This window comes from Vibrio sp. 1562 (assembly GCF_033340155.1).
Classification (GTDB): domain Bacteria; phylum Pseudomonadota; class Gammaproteobacteria; order Enterobacterales; family Vibrionaceae; genus Vibrio; species Vibrio alginolyticus.
In genome coordinates, this window is sequence record NZ_JAWOVY010000002.1 from 47,311 (window position 1) to 64,880 (window position 17,570).

A 17,570-nucleotide genomic window follows, 5' to 3' on the forward strand; every position below is an offset into this window, starting at 1 on the left:
TCATGGTTAAATTTTGTTCGAGATAAAAGCGTTTTAATCGCGGCGAGAGGTTTGCCGCCTAGTCATTCTAAGCAATTACCTCTCAACAAAGAGTAAAACGCTTTTAGCCGAACCCTTCGGGCAGCGTTTGTGGTTCATTTCTACTTCATTACCGGCTTATCAGTTACACCAACTACATTTCAAATGTCTCTGCCTCATATAAATTACCCACAAACAGCTGCAAAAATCAGCTTGAAAGCTCAATAGACCCTATTAATAAAGGGAATCTTAACTCACCCTGTGCGCCGGTGAACTTAAGGTTCCCTTTTGTATTTCATATAAACAGGTGAGGTTTACAGCAGTTCTCTATTGGTCAGTGACCAAAGGTACACGCGCTTGAGTAAACTGATTTTGATCCTTTTACGAATACCTCGTTTGGAATGGCGGAGTCGGTTTGGCAGCGCGATGGCTTTCATCTCGGTTTTCATTTCTTTTCCATCCACCAACACAGTAGACCTCCGATGCAGTAAGCTAGCAGATCTTTCCAATCAAATGTGGCGCCCAAAATCACAGCCAGAGGCGATGAAGATTCGATACCAAGCCAAACCGCGACCTGTAACAATTGCCCTAACTCAACAGCAAACGCAATCAACACCACCAGTGAAACAAGCCAGTTAACGGGCATGGAGAACAAGCTTGCAAGAAAGTAGTAGAGCCAAACCACAACGAGAACATCACCAAATGTCGGACGAATAAAGCTGTCTCGAACATAGAGCGCGATAACGACCAATGCGATAAAACACACCAAGCTTTTTAGTCCATTTTTTGCAGAAAATCGCAGGTGGATAGCAGACGTCTCTTCCACCATATCGCTTGGCTTAGCAGTGAGAATTGCTCGTTTAAACATCTTCATGATTCGCCTTTGCACTTTCTTCCGCTTTCTTATTTCGTGCGTACCAGTCGATGTTGCGTGTAATGACCATAGTGAAGCTCAAAATCGCGAAACACAGCAATGTCCCCATAACCAATGCGTAGCTTTCTGCTTGTAGCAAGCCAAACAGTAATCCGTAGAGAGTGAGTAAACACGCTCCGAATATCGCGCCGTTTTTGGTGTTGCTCAACATACCGCTCACGTACACACTTAAAAGCCCGGTCGATGCGACTGCCGACACCACATACGCCCAGTTAAAGCCGAGGTGTTCACTCATCGAAATCAGCAATAGATAGAAAAGCGCTAAAGCCAGACCAATAAAACCGTATTGCACTGGGTGAACCGGACGCGCTTGGAACAGCTCCAGTAAGAAGAAACTCGCAAATACTAATGTGATAACCAACAGTGAATAGTTCACAGCTCGATGGGATTTCAAATAGTGGTCCACGGGATCAATCAAATCTACGCCCATTTGTCGCTGTTCAAGCTCGTGACAAGCGTGATTCGATGACAAACAGCTTTGGAACAGCTGCGCGATATTGGTAGAGAAGTTATTGCTCGCCCATTGTGCGTTAAATCCATCTTCAGATACTTCTGATGACACCGGTAAGTAATCACCGATAAAGCTTGGATGCGCCCATTTTGAAGAGAGCTCAACCGTTGTTTGACTGCCGATTGGTGTGACTTGAAGCTGCCCCATCCCTTGCAACAAGAAGTTAAGATCGAATGCCAAAGGTTGTTCTGCGTTTAGGTCTGCAAGTGTCAGATCACTGTGGAAGCCTTGTGGTAACTGATCTAACCCCGTTCCCGGTGCGACTTCGATATAAGAGCTCGCCATGGTCATGTCATCCAAACGAATCAATCCACGGCTGTCTTCAATGCCAACCACTAGGCTCATGTTTTCAATATCAAGCCCCTGCAACGCCGCAAGATCGTCTGCATCAAAAGTGCCTTTCAGCGCCACTTGTGCCTTGTATAAACGCGCACGGTAAATACCTCGGTACTTTTCAAAACTGTCCAGATTCGCGCTCATATCAAAAGTGCTAGGTAAAAGAAATTTACGACGCTCTTTAATCTGTACTTTGTCATCTCGGTAACTGGTTTCGGTGTAGTTAACCATGATGAATGGACCAATGATGCGCTGTTCGCCGCTACTGCTGCGTGCGATGTCGTTTCTGACTTCATCTTGGCGATATGAGCGTTCTGAGATCAGCCCTGTGACCATTGAAAGCGGGATTTGCAGTAAGACAAACAAAAACAGCACGAAGGCGAACTTCGTGCCGAGTTGGTTATTGAGGATCTTTTTCATATTTCATTCTCCATTTGCTGATGGGAGTAATCTAAGTCAGCAATTTGGAGAACGAATGGAGCTAATGTGGAGTTTCTATGGAGTTGGTAAAACAAGAGTCACTTTCACGCCAGAATCGACGTTTTCGACTTGCAACTTACCCTTGTGCAGTTTGATCACTTGCTCAACAAAATTCAGCCCGAGCCCAGTGCTCTTAACACCATTTTCCCGAGCGAGGGAGTAGAAGCGCTCGGTTAAACGAGGCATTGCATAGTCGGGAATGTGAGGACCTGAATTGAAAATCGACAAGAACACTTTCTCTTTCGCGACCTCAGCTTTCCATTCAATGCATCCCTCCGAATCAACAAAATCCAGCGCATTGTCCATCAAGTTAAAAACGGCTTGTTTCAGTAAGAAGGCATCACCAAGCACGGCGAGATGGTCATCAATTTGGATTTTGGCAGTGACCGACTTAGCACTCAAACGCGCATCCGCCGATTCAACCACTTCATTGACCATTTGTTTTAGCGAGATAGCTTCGACTTGTTCTAGTTCAGGGCGCTTTTCAAGACGAGCAAGTTCTAGCAACTTATCAATCAATGACTGCATGCGATCGCTTTCTCGCTCAATGTTGCCAGCAAAGCGCGTGACCTTTTCTTCAGGCAATGGCATTTGCAATATTTCACTCGCACCTTTAATTGCTGATAACGGACTTTTCAGCTCATGAGTCAGCATCTGTACGTACTCTTCCACATACTGTTTACCATCGAGCTGATTGCGCATTTTCTCCAATGCGTCGCTTAGCGTGCCGTACTCATAAAAGATACGAAATGTCGGCTTAGAGACCTTTTCACCCTCACCCATTTTGGTCGCGTAGTCTTCTAGCTTGTTCAGTGCCGAGTGAATTCGCCAAGAAAACAATGCCCCTGCCAATAGCACTAAACCACTCATCCACACCATCCAAAACAGCACATTGCGTTTAGAAAGATCGATGAAGGGTTGTACTGAGCGATTGGATTTTGCCACCGTCACGCTGCCAATGATTTCACCTTTATGGTAAATGGGCGCAGCCACGTGCATAACGGTTGAGAGCGGATCTTTCGGGTCTTCGATGGTACTGCGCGCGCCGTATTGACCACGCAACGTGAGATACACATCGTTCCATTGCGAGTAGTCTTTGCCTACGTCTTGCTGCCAAGAATCCGCAATCACAATGCCTTGTTTATCGGTAATGTAAATTCGATGGTTAATCGCTTTTTTACCGATTTCCCAAATGCGCGCTTGAGGCTCTCGCTGCCCATAAGCCGCTAGTAGTTTGGAGAAGCGACTCTCAGACAACTTGTCATTCGCGACGTCTTCTTCCGCCAATACCGCGAGTAAGTTCGCCATATCCACCAGCGTCTCTTCGGTGGTTTGGCGCACGGTTGGCTTAAGTTCTTGGACAACCGTTTTGCTCACCATGTAAGCCGTCATCCCGACTAAGATGAAGTAGAGAAAAAACAGTCTGAGTCCAAGCGGGATCTTCGGCCAGCGATTCATCATTCACCTTTAATGCAGTAAAAGTAACCAAAGCCACGTTTGGTACAGATGCGTTCAGACATCTCAAACGGCTTCAACTTATGGCGAATGGCTTTGATATGGGTATCGATATTACGCTCATATGCAGCCTCTGGCGCCATGTCTGCCGCGATCATAAGTTGCTCTCGACTCAATACATTGGAAGAGACAGAAATCAGTTTATCGAGGATCTTGAACTCCACAGCGGTCAGCCCAAGCATTTGCCCGCCAACACCGTAGTCGAAGTTCTGCGCAACTAAATCATGGTTCAAATGAGGTTGTTCTGGAACAGCTACAGGCTCTGGTTTGTCCTCCATCATTGGCGCTTTAGCTTTGATTCGAAGTTTAATGCGAGCCAACATTTCGCGCGGGCTAAATGGCTTAGTCACGTAATCATCCGCGCCAATCTCCAAACCGACTACGCGGTCAATTTCATCGCTTCTTGCGGTGAGAAAGATTATGGGAATATCAGAAAACTCACGGATGGTTTTGCATAATTCAAAACCATTGCCATCCGGTAAGCCTACGTCTAAGACAAGTAACGCTGCGGAGTTGTGCTGCAAAAAAGCTAAGCCCTCTCCTGCTGTTGCAAACCACTCTACGTGGTAGCCATCCATCTCTAATACATGAATCAGGTTCTCTGCGATAGCAGATTCATCCTCGATAATAAGGACGGTGGGTTGTTCGCTCAATGTCTTAGCCTCATTGACGGTGTTTATCTTTATGTTGGTATTATCACTTAATTTGGGGCCAAGGCTAGTGGATTGATGCAGCAAAGGCGCAGTTCGTGGATAATACTAATCAAACACACTTCTATTCAGCATAATAAATTTATCACTTAGATTAATGAGTCTCCACAATTGTGAATACAATGATTTCAACCATTGATATGAACAGTGTTCATTTTAAACTCAAGTTATCAATTCGATTTTATTTAAAGGACAGTCACTGATGAAAAGAGCGCTAATCCCCCTGGCTTTACTGACTTTGCTCTCAGGTTGCGCCAGCATGTCTCCGGATGAGTGCAAAACGGCAAACTGGTACAACGTAGGTTATCAAGATGGCCGAGACGGCAACGATCCAAACATTATCAATAGCTATACCGAAGACTGTGGTGAAGCGGGTGTGACACCCGACCGAGCGAAATGGAAAGAAGGCTTTGATAAAGGCACTATCCAATATTGCTCACCAGACAATGGGTACACTGTCGGTATCGAAGGCAAAGAATATTACGGTGTATGCAGCAGCAAAGAGTTTATTGAGAACTACCAGTTAGGTCATCAAGAATATCAACGCCAGCAACGCATCCAACAAATCGATACTGAAATCTCGGTCATCGATAATCAGCTTGATGGCAATCCAGACAAAGATAATGCCAAGAGACTGAAAGAGAAGAGAAAGCGATTGGCTGACGAGCGTTCAAGCCTCTTGTCGCCAACCATCAACTTGAATCTGAATTTCTAAATCGATTGGATTTAGCTTCTAAAAATTCATGGCCCTAACTCAGTTCTAGGGTCATGAATTGACTGTTCGGATCGAGTTCGTAATCCCCGAACGGCTCGCAGTACACAAAGCCATGCTTTTCATACAACAGGCGCGCTGGTTTAAAAAACTCCATCGAGCCCGTTTCTAAACTCAAGCGCTGCAAACCTTTTTGCTTCGCTTGCTCAATCACATGAATCAATAATTGAGATGCCACACCTTGGTTTCTTGCCGTAGGCGTGGTGCGCATGGATTTCAGCTCCGCGTGTTGGTCATCCAACTCTTTAATCGCCGCACACCCAAGCAGTTGCTCACCTTTCCATCCGGTCCAAAACGTCACTTCTGGCGCTTTGAGCTTATCTAAATCTAACGCATGCACGCTTTCTGGTGGTGACGTGGCGTACATGTCCTGTAAATGTCCTTCCAACAGCGCTATCACTTGCGGCCGTTCTAAATTGTCGATTTCAATTCTCATATATCCATCCTTGGTTTTTCATAGCTAAAGCGGCTGTCTCATAATGTGCTGCGGTCCAACTGGGCCGCCGTGGTAAAGCTCATTGGTATCTTCAAACCCTGATTTTAAATAGCACTGATAAGCAGGTATGTTGCGGCAATTCACAGTGAGATAAAGCGCATCAAACTCGGGATAATGGCGTTTGGCGAAATCGGCAAACTGTTGAATGGCTTGCTTGGCGATGCCTTTGCCTTGATGACGGAGATCCACCAGCAAAGCCCGCACGCCTAAACTGTTTTCCGGGCAAAAATCGTATTTCTCACTGTAAGCTGCATCAAATAGAAAAAAGCCAACCACATCATCGTCTGTCAAAATCAGATGCGGAAGTTCTGTAGGTTCAAGACGCGTAAGCATTTCACCCACATCCGCGACCGTAAACTGCGATTGCTCTTCTAGCACGCTAAGTTCGCAAGTTTGTTCATGTCGCTCAGGCGAATACTTTTCAATAGTAATCATAATCTTCCTTGTTGTTTTTATGCTCAATTCATACAGGGTATGTCGTAAATAGAAATACCTAGTGTCGTATTTCCCACTCGCAGGCAAACGTTTAGCACTCTATTATCCTCGCCATTCGATAGAGAGGTTTCCATGTCCCGTTTTTTACTTTGTAGTTTTGCACTCGTTTTACTCTACCCTACTGCCATTGATTTGTATCTTGTTGGTTTGCCTCAAATTGCGTCAGATCTCAACGCCAGTGAATCTCAGTTGCATATTGCGTTTTCGATCTATTTAGCTGGCATGGCTACCACCATGTTATTCGCGGGGAAAATTGCAGACTCTGTGGGACGAAAGCCTGTTGCCGTCGTCGGCGCGATGATCTTCGTGCTCGCGTCTTTTCTCGGCGGGATGGCTGAGCAACCAAACACTTTCTTGATTGCTCGCTTTTGCCAAGGCATCGGGGCTGGATCTTGCTATGTCGTCGCATTCGCGATTTTACGCGACACGTTAGACGATGAACGCCGCGCGAAAGTATTGTCGATGCTCAATGGCATCACCTGTATCATTCCAGTGATCGCACCCGTGATTGGTCACTTGATTATGCTGAAATTTCCTTGGCCGAGTTTGTTTACCACAATGGCAGGAATGGGCATTCTCGTCAGTGTATTGGCCATTTTTGTTCTCAAGGAATCACTACCCAGCCAACAAGGTGAAGAACAGACAGCGCCAGAGAGCCATCAAGAGACTTTCTTCGAGCGATTTTTTATCAGTAGGCTGATCATTACTGCACTTGGAGTGACCACCATTCTGACCTTTGTTAACGCTTCACCAATTGTCGTGATGAGCATGCTTGGTTTTGATCGCGGTGGCTATTCTTCCATCAGGCTGGTACTGCGACGATCAGTATGTTGATTTCGTTCTCGGCACCATTGGCATTGGGAATTTTTAAGCAGCGAACCTTATTGATGACCTCTCAAGTATTGCTCGCTTGTGCAGGCATCGTGCTCAGTGCTGCCTATTTCCATGATGGACAATCTCATTACTATGTGTTCGGACTTGGGCTGATTTGCGCTGGCTTCGCTTGTGGCTTTGGCGTGGCCATGAGCCAAGCGCTCAGCCCATTCTCTCAACAAGCTGGCGTGGCGAGCTCACTACTGGGCATTGCTCAAGTTTGTAGTTCCGCGTTCTATATTTGGTTTATGGGTTTCATCGGCGTTAGTGCACTGAATATGTTGGTGTTTATCTTAGTGTTAGGTAGCGTAATCAGCCTTGCTCTAATACTATTGATTCCAAAGCCTGTTCACGATACCCATTATGAAGAAATCCCTAGCGCGACTTGATTTAAACTTACTGTTCACTCTGCAATTATTGCTGCAAGAGCAAAGCGTCTCGAAAGCCTCGAAAAAGCTGAACGTTACGCCCTCTACCGTAAGTAAGTCGCTCAACAAACTTCGTCATTGGTTCGATGATCCTTTGTTTGTCAAAACACCTAAAGGTCTTGCGCCAACGCCTTTGGCACAAAGCATGGAGCAAGATCTCGCAGAATGGCTGCAAATTGGCAGCCAAATTGCAGAAAAACGCAGCGATATTACGCCTAAAGGAGTGCGTTTTGATATCACGATTGAGTCGCCATTAGTGCTCACAGTGCTGGACAGACTCATCGTCGCTATCCACCAGCGATACCCTGAAGCGAAAGTAAAAACCAGTAACTGGGATTACGATTCACTCGACGCCATCATTCGAGGCGAGGCGGATATCGGTTTTACCGGCCGAGAGAGTCACCCGAGATCAAAAGAGTCGTTGGATCTTCTGCCGTATTTCTTGGATTTTGAGATTCTATTTTATGACCTGCCGATAGTGTATTTACATAAAGATCATCCGGCATTACAGCAAGAGTGGAATCTCGAGACCTTTCTGAGCTACCAACACATCAATATTGTTTGGGAAAAAAGTGAAACTTGGGCGTTGGATGAAGTATTAACGGAACTAGGGCTACAGCGCTCTATCGGGCTGACGATGTCCAACTTTGAGCAATCCCTTTTTATGGCAGCGCAGCCGACGCATGACATGATCACCACCGCGCCGCACTATTGCAAAAGTTACACAGAAAAGCTGCATCTCGATTTGGTGTGCTTGCCAATTCCATTAGACCAAGCTCAACAAGACAAGTTACTGATTCCATTTACCATGATTTGGCATAAACGCAATGCGTACAATCCCAAATTGCTATGGTTGAAAAACACCATTAAGTCATTGTACAAACAACCTTCCCAACCACAGTAAGACTCAGGCTAAGGTCAGGTTTTCTCTGGTTATTTTTAATGACTTTCTTGCTCTGATAGCTATAACTAATCACTTTATCAACTAATAAAAATGTTCTTTTGGATCTACACTAGCTGTTCATTTACACGCTAAGGATCAAGGATGTCGACCTTTTTACTCACTGCCATTGCAATGCTGGCGTTCGCTGCCAATTCATTATTGTGCCGACTTGCATTGGCGGAAGGGTTAATTGATGCAGGAAGCTTCACGCTCGTTCGATTGATATCTGGCGCTGTTATCTTAATCGCATTGCTTGTCGTGAGAGGTCAGTGGAAAACCGATCGGCCAACTTCTCGCTTTCGCTTTTTTGCTGGCGTGGCGTTATTTGGTTACGCTGCCCTTTTCTCTTTCGCGTACTTACAACTGGCGACAGGAACCGGTGCTTTGCTTTTGTTTGGTGCCGTGCAACTTACGTTACTGGCAATCTATTGGTGGCAAGGTGAGCGCTTTCAGTTTCTCGAAATCATCGGTATCGGCCTTTCAATTGTTGGATTTGTTTGGTTGATGTTGCCATCTGCCACGCGCCCCGATATTAGCTCTGCACTTCTCATGTTGATTTCTGGCGTTTGTTGGGCTGCGTTTACTGCGCTCGGTAAACAAGCGCCTTCTCCAAGTAGTGGCATCACGTGGGGATTCATCGCTGCATCAATAATTGGCGTGCTCCTTTCGCCATTAATCTTGTCCTCAATCCAACTTTCTTTGAGCGGAATGTTGCTCGCTATCGCATCTGGTGCCATTGCCTCTGGCCTTGGTTATACACTTTGGTACCAAGTCGTGCGTAAGCTCTCTTTACTTCAAGCCGCCGTCAGCCAACTTTCCGTGCCAGCCATTGCTTTGCTACTCGGCAGCATCGTACTCCACGAGCCTCTTTCACTGCATATTCTTTTAACCAGCGGCATCATTCTTGGTGGGATCGCTTTGGTTTTTTTATCTCGATCCAAAAAAACAAACGAACAATCAGCAAGCCGATAAAAAGTAATAACTTTCCCTCTCAAATACCCATTCATCATCTATGCTTTTTAAAGCAGTAAAGCTCATTGCAGATGGTACAAGTGGTCTGCTTTGGTACCAGGCAAAGAATATAAGGTGAGAATTGGCTCACACAATGCAACGATTTTGTTTCAAAAATGAGAATCGTCACAGATCGCGAATTTGCTCGTTTTAGGCGTTTCGCCAATAACGCCAAGGGCTAGCACGAGATCAAGCCAAATACGCACTTTTTGTTTTGACAAAGGGTTTACAAAGCACACTTTTTCACCCGCTATATTCCGCCCCCCGAATTTATTCAGAACAAGATTCTGATTATTCATATAAGAAATTCATCAACTTATAACGATAAGCCTGAGCAAACTTTGACACTATGAACGACAAAATAAAATTCGCTATTAAAGTATCGCTTAGCCTGACTCTGGCTTATCTGATCCCGTTTGCCATGGGTTGGCCGCAAGCATCGACGGCCGCAACCACAGTGATGCTGATTGCATCCACAGGCAGTCGTCGTGAATCACTCGCCAAAGGTACCTTACGCGTGTTTGGTACGTTGGTTGGCGCCGTCGTTGGCTTGTTACTGGTGGGATTGTTTGCTCAAGACCGCTTGTTGTACATGCTGAGCGTGTCGGTTGTGGTCTCATTCATTTTTTACTTCCGTAATGCCTATCAAAAAGATCCAACGCTACTCATGCTGACCGGTGTGATGACGTTGATGATGTCCAATGGCGGTGACGCAGAGGGTGCGTTTCTTTATGGCGTTGACCGCGCCTATATGACGGTGTTTGGGGTGGTGGTTTACACACTCGTGGGGACTTTCTTATTCCCGACCAAAACAGAACAAAACCTAAGGCAGCTCATCGAACAACTCAACCAAGCACAACGCGCGTTGTTCACCGCTATCTTGCAAAATTTCGAGCAAAAATCGGCAGGGCAAATCTCTCCTCAAGAAGGCGGAGAAGAAAATCCAGAAGCTGAAGAGCCACAACCTAGCGTGGACACTCTCATCGAACAGATGTTTGCCGCTCAAAATGCGCTCGAACAGCGCTTTGCTACGGTCAGTGTGGAATGCAGTGACGTATCGGCCTACATGAAAGAGTGGCGCTTGGCGGTTCATTTGAACAAGCAAGTAACGCAACAATTGACCGTCGCGGCGCACAGCCACTTTAGCCACCAGCAAGACCGTGAAAGCATCAGCAACTTTGATCAAGCCGTGGCGGAAATTGACGCGCTATTTGATACCTGCCAACAAGTCTGGGACGAAAAAGAACCCGCTTATCGTGCTCAGGAATTCAAAGTCAAATACAACCAAGCGTTGCTTGAGGACGCAGCTCACCTAGAGAAAGGCTCTGCGCTTACGCTTGGTCACCTATTGGAACTGATGCATCAAAACTTGTCACGTTTAGCTGAGAGCATTAGCTGTATTGACTCTGTGACGAATAATGTCTCCTTTGACGTGCCACTGCCGAAACCGAAAGGCAAGTTTCTATGGTGGGACGCAGAAAACTTTAAAACTGCGGTCAAAACCTTTGTTACCTATTGGGTTGCAGGACTGATTTGGATTTATTTCAATCCACCAGGCGGCTACTCGTTCGTGGTCTTCTCGACCATGTTTATGTCTTTGCTGTCGTTCGTGCCTGTGCACCCAATTTTGTTGCTTGTGCTGTTCACTTTCGGCTTCTTGTTCGCGGTACCTTCTTACGTCTTCATCCTTCCGCAATTGGATCTCGGATTAGAACTTGGCCTGTTTATCTTTATCTACACCTTTATCGGTTTTTATCTGTTTAACGGGCCAGTGACGATTTTCTACATGGTGGGCTTGTTTGTTCTCGGTTTAGATAACAACATGTTCTATCACTTCGGGATCCTCATGACGATCATGCTGTTGTTTTACATGGTGGTGTTCATGATTATTTTCGCGCACTACTTCCCGTTTAGCTCACGACCAGAACACCTCTTTTTGACCATAAAAGAACGCTACTTCCGACATACCCGAGAGCTCTTCACTACCTATCAACAGCAGTCCAGCTCGGTTGTTACGCCGCTCAAACGGGCCTTGCACTTGGTGACGCTCAATGTCTCATCGAAAAAGCTCAAAGTGTGGGGTTCGAAAATCAACCACAAACACTTTGATAAAACCACGCCAGAAGCGATCGGCGCGTTTAGCAAAGCGTGTGATGTACTCAGTAATCACATCAACATCTTAATGGCCGCCGAGAAAAAGTTGATGACCAATCCACTAATTACTCAGCTTCGCCAACAGCACCGCGATTCCATCATTCCTTTGATGGCGGGCGCTTTAGCCAGCCATCAAGCAACACAAGAACTCGACTCCGTATTCGACCAATACAGTCAGGATTACCAAACATTCGAAGATAAACTGGAAGATTTTTTTAGTGAGTTGGATTTATCTGACTACGCTTATTCAGAGATAGCCGGTTTTTATATCTTGCTGAATTTAAAACGGAACGTGTTCGAAGCAATCAAGCATTGCAAGCAAACCTACGAGGATATCGATTGGGTGAACTTACAACAGAAGCGTTTTTAAAGGTGGGGATATGATGCTTCCAAAACTAACCAAACCAAGCCTCGCCATACTTTCTTTGCTCGGACTCAGTGCGTGTACCACGGTAGGACCAGATTATGTTCATCCAAAGCAGGCGCCACTGCCAAGTGACTGGTCGGTGCAAAAAGCAGCCAAAGATACGCAGCAATCAGAGCAACAGCTACAACAATGGTGGCAGCAATTTAATGACTCAACTCTTAATCAGCTGGTTGAGTTGGCGAGCAAACAAAACCTCGATTTAGAAGCCGCAGGGCTACGAATTGTCCAAGCACGTTCATTGCTTGGTATTTCGACTGGCTTGCAATACCCACAAGTTCAAACCGTGTCAGGAAACCTAGCGCGTGCCTACGTAAATGATCAGGGCGTGAATAACGCCACTTTGTCGTTTGATGCTGCTTGGGAAATGGATGTTTGGGGCAAGTATGCTCGCGGTATTGAGTCGGCAGAAGCGGGTTACTACGCATCCATCGCATCGTATCACGACATCATGGTCACTATAACCGCCGAAGTGGCACGCAATTACATCAACTATCGCACATTCCAAGAACGTATTTTGCTGTCTCGCCGCAACATAGAGATTCAAGAGCGTGTCGTACGTATTACTCAGGTGCAGTTCGACTCTGGCAACGTTACAGAATTGGACGTTCAACAAGCTAAAAACCAACTCTACACCACCAAAGCAGCGTTACCGAGCCTCGAAGTGGCAATGAAGCAATCACGTACTGTGTTGGCTTTGCTACTGGGTCTGTTACCAGAAGAAGTAGATCGACTGCTACAGTCGGATGGGATGCACAAGCAAATCGCTGAGTACGAAGCCCAGTTCAAATCGACGGGCAGAAAATCGGCGCTATCGGGCACCGACGAGCGTTCCATTGTGCCACGTCCACCGCTTTTGGATACGCAAGTGGATGCTAACTTAGTGATGCGACGTCCGGATTTGCAAGTCTCTGAGATGCAAGCTCGCGCGCAAAGTGCGCAGATTGGCGTGGCAGAAACCGCTCTGTACCCAAGCTTTTCGTTGTTCGGTTCCATCGGTATCGACAGTACGGTTCCCGATGGCAGCAGTTTCAGTTTTAGCGATTCGCTCACCATGGTGGTTGGCCCAACGTTCAGTTGGAACATTTTCCAATACGGACGCGTGAAAAATAACATTCGTTTCGAAGATGCTCGCTTCCAAGAAACGCTGACGAACTACAACAAAAAGGTACTGCAAGCCGTTAATGAAGTCACCAATGCAATCGAAGCGTACGACCTGTATTTGCAACAAAAAGATTTACGCTTGCAATCGGTCAACTCTTCCATTCGTGCGTTCAACATATCCATGACACAGTACGAAAACGGACAAATTTCATTCGAACGTCTGCTTAACTCGGTTGAAAAAATGACCCGTGCGGAAGACAGCTACGCAACGATCAAAGGGAACGTGGCGAACCAAGTTGTCGCACTCTATAAAGCCCTCGGTGGAGGCTGGCAAACCCAAACAGGCAAACCCTTCCTCAGTGAATCTATTGCCAAGCAAATGACAGAACGAACTGACTGGGATGGTTATTTAAATGAAGAAAACCGCGTATTGCCGCCTTTGCGCCTCGAAACTCCGGCTGAGACCAGTGATGAAAACAAAACGGAGGATCTCTAATGCCTCATGAACTTTCTTGGGGAGACGTTTACTTTTCTCCCACGTTACTGGTGCTCTTTCTCGCCGTCACGGCCACGTGGATAACAGTGATGATATTGAACAAGACACGTTTGTCTCGCTTCATCGCTTTTCCGTCTCTGACGTTTATTGCCATCATGGTCGGTTATGTGGTGGCCATCGACAGCTTTTATATTCAATTTTAGGTGCCAAACAAGATGAAAAAACTATTCGTAATCGCACTCAATCTTGTCATTCTTGGTGGCGCAGCTTGGCTCGGCTATCAAAAGTTTGAGGAATACTTTAATAACCCATGGACACGAGATGGGCAAGTGCGTGCTAACGTCATCAAAGTGGCTCCTCGCGTATCAGGCCCAATTGTAAATGTCGCGGTGCAAGACAACCAAGAAGTAAAAACGGGGGATTTACTGTTTGAAATCGACCCTGCGACTTACCAGGTTGCGTTATCTCAAGCCGAAGTAGCACTGGAGCGCTCCATTGTTAGCTCTCGCGGTAAAAAAATCGAATATGACCGCTTAAAAGACATTCGTGCCAAAGACCGTGGCGCAGTTTCTCATAAGGATCTGATTCGTCGTGAAATCGCTTACGAAGAGTCGCTACTGCAAATCAAATCTGCAGAAGAGCAACTAAAATCAGCACGCCTTAATCTCAGCTTTACCAAAGTTTATGCGACCGTCGATGGTTTTGTATCTAACCTCGATATTAGAAACGGTACGCAAGCGGTCGCAAACCAACCACTGCTCGCACTGATCGACAAAAACAGCTTTTGGGTATTTGGTTTCTTCCGTGAAAACCAACTTGCGCAAATCGAACCTGGCAGCCAAGCGCGTGTCACTTTGATGTCTCACCCAGACACGCCAATTGACGCGACGGTTGACTCGATTGGTTGGGGTATTGCGCCCAAAGACGGCACGGTCGGCTACAACCTTCTGCCAAACGTAAACCCTGTTTTTCAGTGGATTCGCTTAGCACAACGTATTCCGGTGCGAATCTCCCTACAAGAACTTCCTGAAGATGTTGATCTTCGATTCGGGCTTTCTGCGTCCATCATGGTGATGAAAGAGTCATCCGCAGACAGTGAACAATAACTAAGTGAGAAGAGCCATGGTCATTGGTAAAAACCTCAAAAACATTAATGAAGAAAACAACTTCTTCTATCTAACCTTAGCGCTAGTGATTTTGTTGCTAGGGAGTGCGATGGCACAAGTAGTAGGTGAAGGGACGATTGAACACATACTTCAGGCTTTCACGGTTCTGACGTTTATCGTCTGTTTTGCGAGCCTTCGCTTTGACAAAACCTGGTCTCGTTTCCTCTACAGCCTGTTTGGTGTTTGGGTTCTTGTGATTGTGATCAAGACCGTTTTCGACATCAGAGAGATGAATGTGGTGATGCTTGCCCTCACCTTTGCGTTCTTTTTCGGCACTTTTAAATCCATCGCAAGACAGATTCTTTTCACCGGCCATGTCAACAGCAACAAAGTCATTGGCTCGGTAGCGCTTTTCTTGCTGCTTGGTCTGATGTGGGCGATTGCCTACCTCATTCTGCTTGAGTTTTCGCCTGAAGCCTTTACCGGTATGGAAGCGATTTCTTGGGGGCAGAACTTCTCCAATGCAGCGTATTTCAGTTTCGTTACCTTAACCACGCTCGGTTATGGCGACATTAGTCCTCTAACACCACTGGCTCAAGTCGTGGTGTATTTAGAGGCCATCACAGGTGTTTTTTATATGGCGATTGTTGTTTCAAGTCTCGTCAGTTCTAACATTGATCATCAGGTAAACAAAAATGGATAAACAATCGGTAAAAATCGACAGTAAGCTTTTCATCAGTAATATGGTGGAATCAGCAATACGCATTGGCTTGATCTTTGTCTTGCTGATGTTTACGTACGACATCATCAAACCCTTCATACTTCCGGTTATTTGGGGCGCTATTATAGCCGTCGCTTTAATGCCGCTTACCCAAAAATTGCAGCGTGTATATGGTGGTCGCAGAGGCCTGGCAGCCACAACCATTGCTTTACTTGGTATTGCCCTCCTTGTCACGCCACTTGTTATGGTATCAGGCTCCATTGTGGATGGTGCAACGCACGCGCTTGAAGTACTACAAAATGGACAAGTGAAAATACCAGGGCCAAAAGCTTCCGTAGCGGATTGGCCTATCGTGGGTGATAAGCTCTACGAAGTGTGGACCCTATTCGCTACTAATCTTGAACAAGCTATTCAAACCTTTATGCCACAAATAAAGGCAGGGCTCACATCTTTACTGGGTACACTTGGGGGCGTATTGGGAAGTTTACTGCTTTCAATCTTGTCACTTGCGATTGCAGCAGGTTTCATGACGTACTCTGAATCTGCGGCATCAGGCCTAAGAACCATCGCGATTCGAACCGCAGGTGAAAACGCAAAAAGCTGGACCACGCTTATCGCAGCGACAATTAAAAGCGTACTGCTTGGCGTAGTCGGTGTAGCGGCGATTCAAGCACTGTTGATCGGTGCTGGTTTCTTCGTATTTGGCGTTCCGGCAGCAGGTTTACTCACACTGCTTCTAATGATTTTATGTATCGCTCAGCTCCCGGCGTTGCTCGCTGTGCTACCTGTGATTGGCTTCATGTACATGACCCAAGACACCTCAACAGCAACCATGTTTACTGTTTGGGTCGTAGTTGCGGCTCTTTCTGAAAACCTGTTCAAACCAATGTTAATGGGACGTGGCGTCGACGTGCCAATGCCTGTGATTCTGCTCGGTGCCATCGGTGGTATGCTTTTCTACGGCATCGTTGGTCTGTTCTTAGGTGCCGTTATCCTAGCAATTTGGTATGAGTTATTTGTTTGGTGGTTAAGCATTGAGAAAGCACAACAGCAAGAAGAAATGGCAGAACAACAAGACGCTTCTAATGACCAATCAGAACCTGGACACGGTGCAGGCATATAATAAATCAATAAGTTAGAAATAAATTTAATCTATAACTTATGATATCAAACCGCTGCATTTCAGCGGTTTGATTCTATTTGGATCACAGTTTCGTCGTAATAAATGCGATAAAAATGACGTTCTTGTTAAATTTTCATACTTATTACACTTGGGAGTTGCAATCGGGCAATGAACGATGCACTCTCGATGACCACTAATTTGCTTAGGATAAAAACAATGAAATTGATCAAGCCTTTAACTTGTGCGCTTGCTCTCGCAATGAGTGGCATGGCATTCGCAGATGTAACCGTGAGTGTTCCTGACAACGTTTCAGTATTAGCGGCTAACGGTGAAAAAGCAGATCTTTCGGGTGGTTTTTTCGCCTCTGAAAGAACACTGACGTTACCTGATGGCCTTAACCAAGTCGTATTTCGTTTCGCCCCTTACTTCAACCAAGGTAATGACCGTTTAAGTGTTGAAAGCGATGTTATCGTTACACGATTTGACGCGACCAATGCCGAACTCACTCTACAAATGCCAGAATACCGCAACCTACGTGATGCGGAAGAGAAGATCAAAGACTTAGATTGGAAACTGGTTGATGATTCTGGCAACGCAATCGCGGTTGACCAGGACAAGTTGCTCAAACCGGGTATGCAAATCGGTCGTGATTACGTGCGTGAAATCGAAGATTATAACCAAGCTGGCGGTGCAGCAGCCGTGGCTTTTGCTGGCGCAGCAACCATGCAGCCAGTCACGCTTCCTGCAAAGGTTCCTGCGGATATGAAGCAAGTGAGAGCAACTGCGGTTAAAGCGGATTCGACAGCTGAAGAGATGCTGCACTTCTGGTACCAAAAAGCAGACGCAGAAACCAAAGCTCGCTTTAAGAAATATGTTAATCAACAGTAAATCTGGTTAACTTTATCGATATTAAAAAAGCC

Annotated in this window: 17 protein-coding genes and 1 pseudogene; 11 read left to right on the forward strand and 7 right to left on the reverse strand. The window is 46.0% G+C overall.

Features of this window, described 5'->3' with window-relative positions; genetic code table 11:
* Positions 1-332: 332 nt before the first annotated feature.
* From R7Z49_RS02030 to R7Z49_RS02050, 5 genes are all read right to left on the reverse strand, one after another.
* Positions 333-467, reverse strand: coding sequence for a hypothetical protein (locus R7Z49_RS02030; RefSeq protein WP_017189656.1), 135 nt, complete (start codon positions 465-467; stop codon positions 333-335).
* Complete coding sequence (locus R7Z49_RS02035) at positions 464-892, reverse strand: DUF2809 domain-containing protein (RefSeq protein WP_318111271.1); 429 nt, start codon at positions 890-892, stop codon at positions 464-466. Before R7Z49_RS02035 ends, R7Z49_RS02030 begins: the two co-directional genes overlap by 4 nt.
* Complete coding sequence (gene creD, locus R7Z49_RS02040) at positions 879-2,219, reverse strand: cell envelope integrity protein CreD (RefSeq protein ID WP_318111272.1); 1,341 nt, start codon at positions 2,217-2,219, stop codon at positions 879-881. The genes R7Z49_RS02035 and creD overlap by 14 nt, the downstream gene beginning before the upstream one ends.
* Positions 2,220-2,294: 75 nt before the next feature.
* Positions 2,295-3,737, reverse strand: a complete 1,443-nt coding sequence (creC, locus tag R7Z49_RS02045; RefSeq protein WP_132936475.1) for a two-component system sensor histidine kinase CreC — start codon at positions 3,735-3,737, stop codon at positions 2,295-2,297.
* A complete protein-coding gene (locus tag R7Z49_RS02050; RefSeq protein WP_054579370.1) occupies positions 3,737-4,447 on the reverse strand; it encodes a response regulator in 711 nt (236 codons plus the stop codon). Before R7Z49_RS02050 ends, creC begins: the two co-directional genes overlap by 1 nt.
* A 259-nt stretch (positions 4,448-4,706) precedes the next feature.
* Between R7Z49_RS02050 and R7Z49_RS02055 the strand changes: the two genes are divergently transcribed.
* The gene (locus R7Z49_RS02055) at positions 4,707-5,219 is read left to right on the forward strand and encodes a DUF2799 domain-containing protein (RefSeq protein ID WP_005374970.1); all 513 of its coding nucleotides are present in this window, start codon (positions 4,707-4,709) and stop codon (positions 5,217-5,219) included.
* A 34-nt stretch (positions 5,220-5,253) separates the two neighbouring features.
* On the opposite strand, the gene R7Z49_RS02060 is transcribed toward R7Z49_RS02055, so the two are convergent.
* Together R7Z49_RS02060 and R7Z49_RS02065 are read right to left on the reverse strand one after the other, a co-directional pair.
* Positions 5,254-5,712, reverse strand: a complete 459-nt coding sequence (locus tag R7Z49_RS02060) for a GNAT family N-acetyltransferase (RefSeq protein ID WP_005386911.1) — start codon at positions 5,710-5,712, stop codon at positions 5,254-5,256.
* Between the two features lie 24 nt (positions 5,713-5,736).
* Positions 5,737-6,207, reverse strand: coding sequence for a GNAT family N-acetyltransferase (locus R7Z49_RS02065; RefSeq protein WP_065275497.1), 471 nt, complete (start codon positions 6,205-6,207; stop codon positions 5,737-5,739).
* A 132-nt stretch (positions 6,208-6,339) separates the two neighbouring features.
* Here R7Z49_RS02065 and R7Z49_RS02070 point away from each other — a divergent pair.
* The 10 genes and pseudogenes from R7Z49_RS02070 to R7Z49_RS02115 all read left to right on the forward strand — a co-directional run bounded on the left by R7Z49_RS02070 (position 6,340) and on the right by R7Z49_RS02115 (position 17,538).
* Positions 6,340-7,529, forward strand: a pseudogene (locus tag R7Z49_RS02070) (MFS transporter).
* On the forward strand, positions 7,504-8,472 hold the full coding sequence (gene yidZ / locus R7Z49_RS02075; protein ID WP_213895960.1) for an HTH-type transcriptional regulator YidZ: 969 nt from the start codon (positions 7,504-7,506) through the stop codon (positions 8,470-8,472). The pseudogene R7Z49_RS02070 and the gene yidZ overlap by 26 nt, the downstream one beginning before the upstream one ends.
* Before the next feature lie 141 nt (positions 8,473-8,613).
* Positions 8,614-9,483, forward strand: a complete 870-nt coding sequence (locus tag R7Z49_RS02080; protein WP_215810077.1) for a DMT family transporter — start codon at positions 8,614-8,616, stop codon at positions 9,481-9,483.
* Positions 9,484-9,871: 388 nt separating this feature from the next.
* Positions 9,872-12,046, forward strand: a complete 2,175-nt coding sequence (locus R7Z49_RS02085; protein ID WP_308387729.1) for an FUSC family protein — start codon at positions 9,872-9,874, stop codon at positions 12,044-12,046.
* Between the two features lie 10 nt (positions 12,047-12,056).
* Positions 12,057-13,700, forward strand: a complete 1,644-nt coding sequence (locus R7Z49_RS02090) for a TolC family protein (protein ID WP_171345526.1) — start codon at positions 12,057-12,059, stop codon at positions 13,698-13,700.
* On the forward strand, positions 13,700-13,903 hold the full coding sequence (locus tag R7Z49_RS02095; protein ID WP_005374946.1) for a DUF1656 domain-containing protein: 204 nt from the start codon (positions 13,700-13,702) through the stop codon (positions 13,901-13,903). The genes R7Z49_RS02090 and R7Z49_RS02095 overlap by 1 nt, the downstream gene beginning before the upstream one ends.
* A 12-nt stretch (positions 13,904-13,915) precedes the next feature.
* Positions 13,916-14,806 carry an HlyD family secretion protein gene (locus R7Z49_RS02100; protein ID WP_047102391.1) on the forward strand — a complete coding sequence of 297 codons (891 nt, stop codon included), beginning with the start codon at positions 13,916-13,918 and terminating at the stop codon, positions 14,804-14,806.
* 16 nt (positions 14,807-14,822) lie between these two features.
* Positions 14,823-15,509, forward strand: a complete 687-nt coding sequence (locus R7Z49_RS02105) for a potassium channel family protein (protein WP_017634413.1) — start codon at positions 14,823-14,825, stop codon at positions 15,507-15,509.
* On the forward strand, positions 15,502-16,650 hold the full coding sequence (locus R7Z49_RS02110) for an AI-2E family transporter (protein WP_017820553.1): 1,149 nt from the start codon (positions 15,502-15,504) through the stop codon (positions 16,648-16,650). Before R7Z49_RS02105 ends, R7Z49_RS02110 begins: the two co-directional genes overlap by 8 nt.
* Before the next feature lie 216 nt (positions 16,651-16,866).
* On the forward strand, positions 16,867-17,538 hold the full coding sequence (locus tag R7Z49_RS02115; protein ID WP_017634411.1) for a DUF2057 domain-containing protein: 672 nt from the start codon (positions 16,867-16,869) through the stop codon (positions 17,536-17,538).
* Positions 17,539-17,570: the final 32 nt, after the last annotated feature.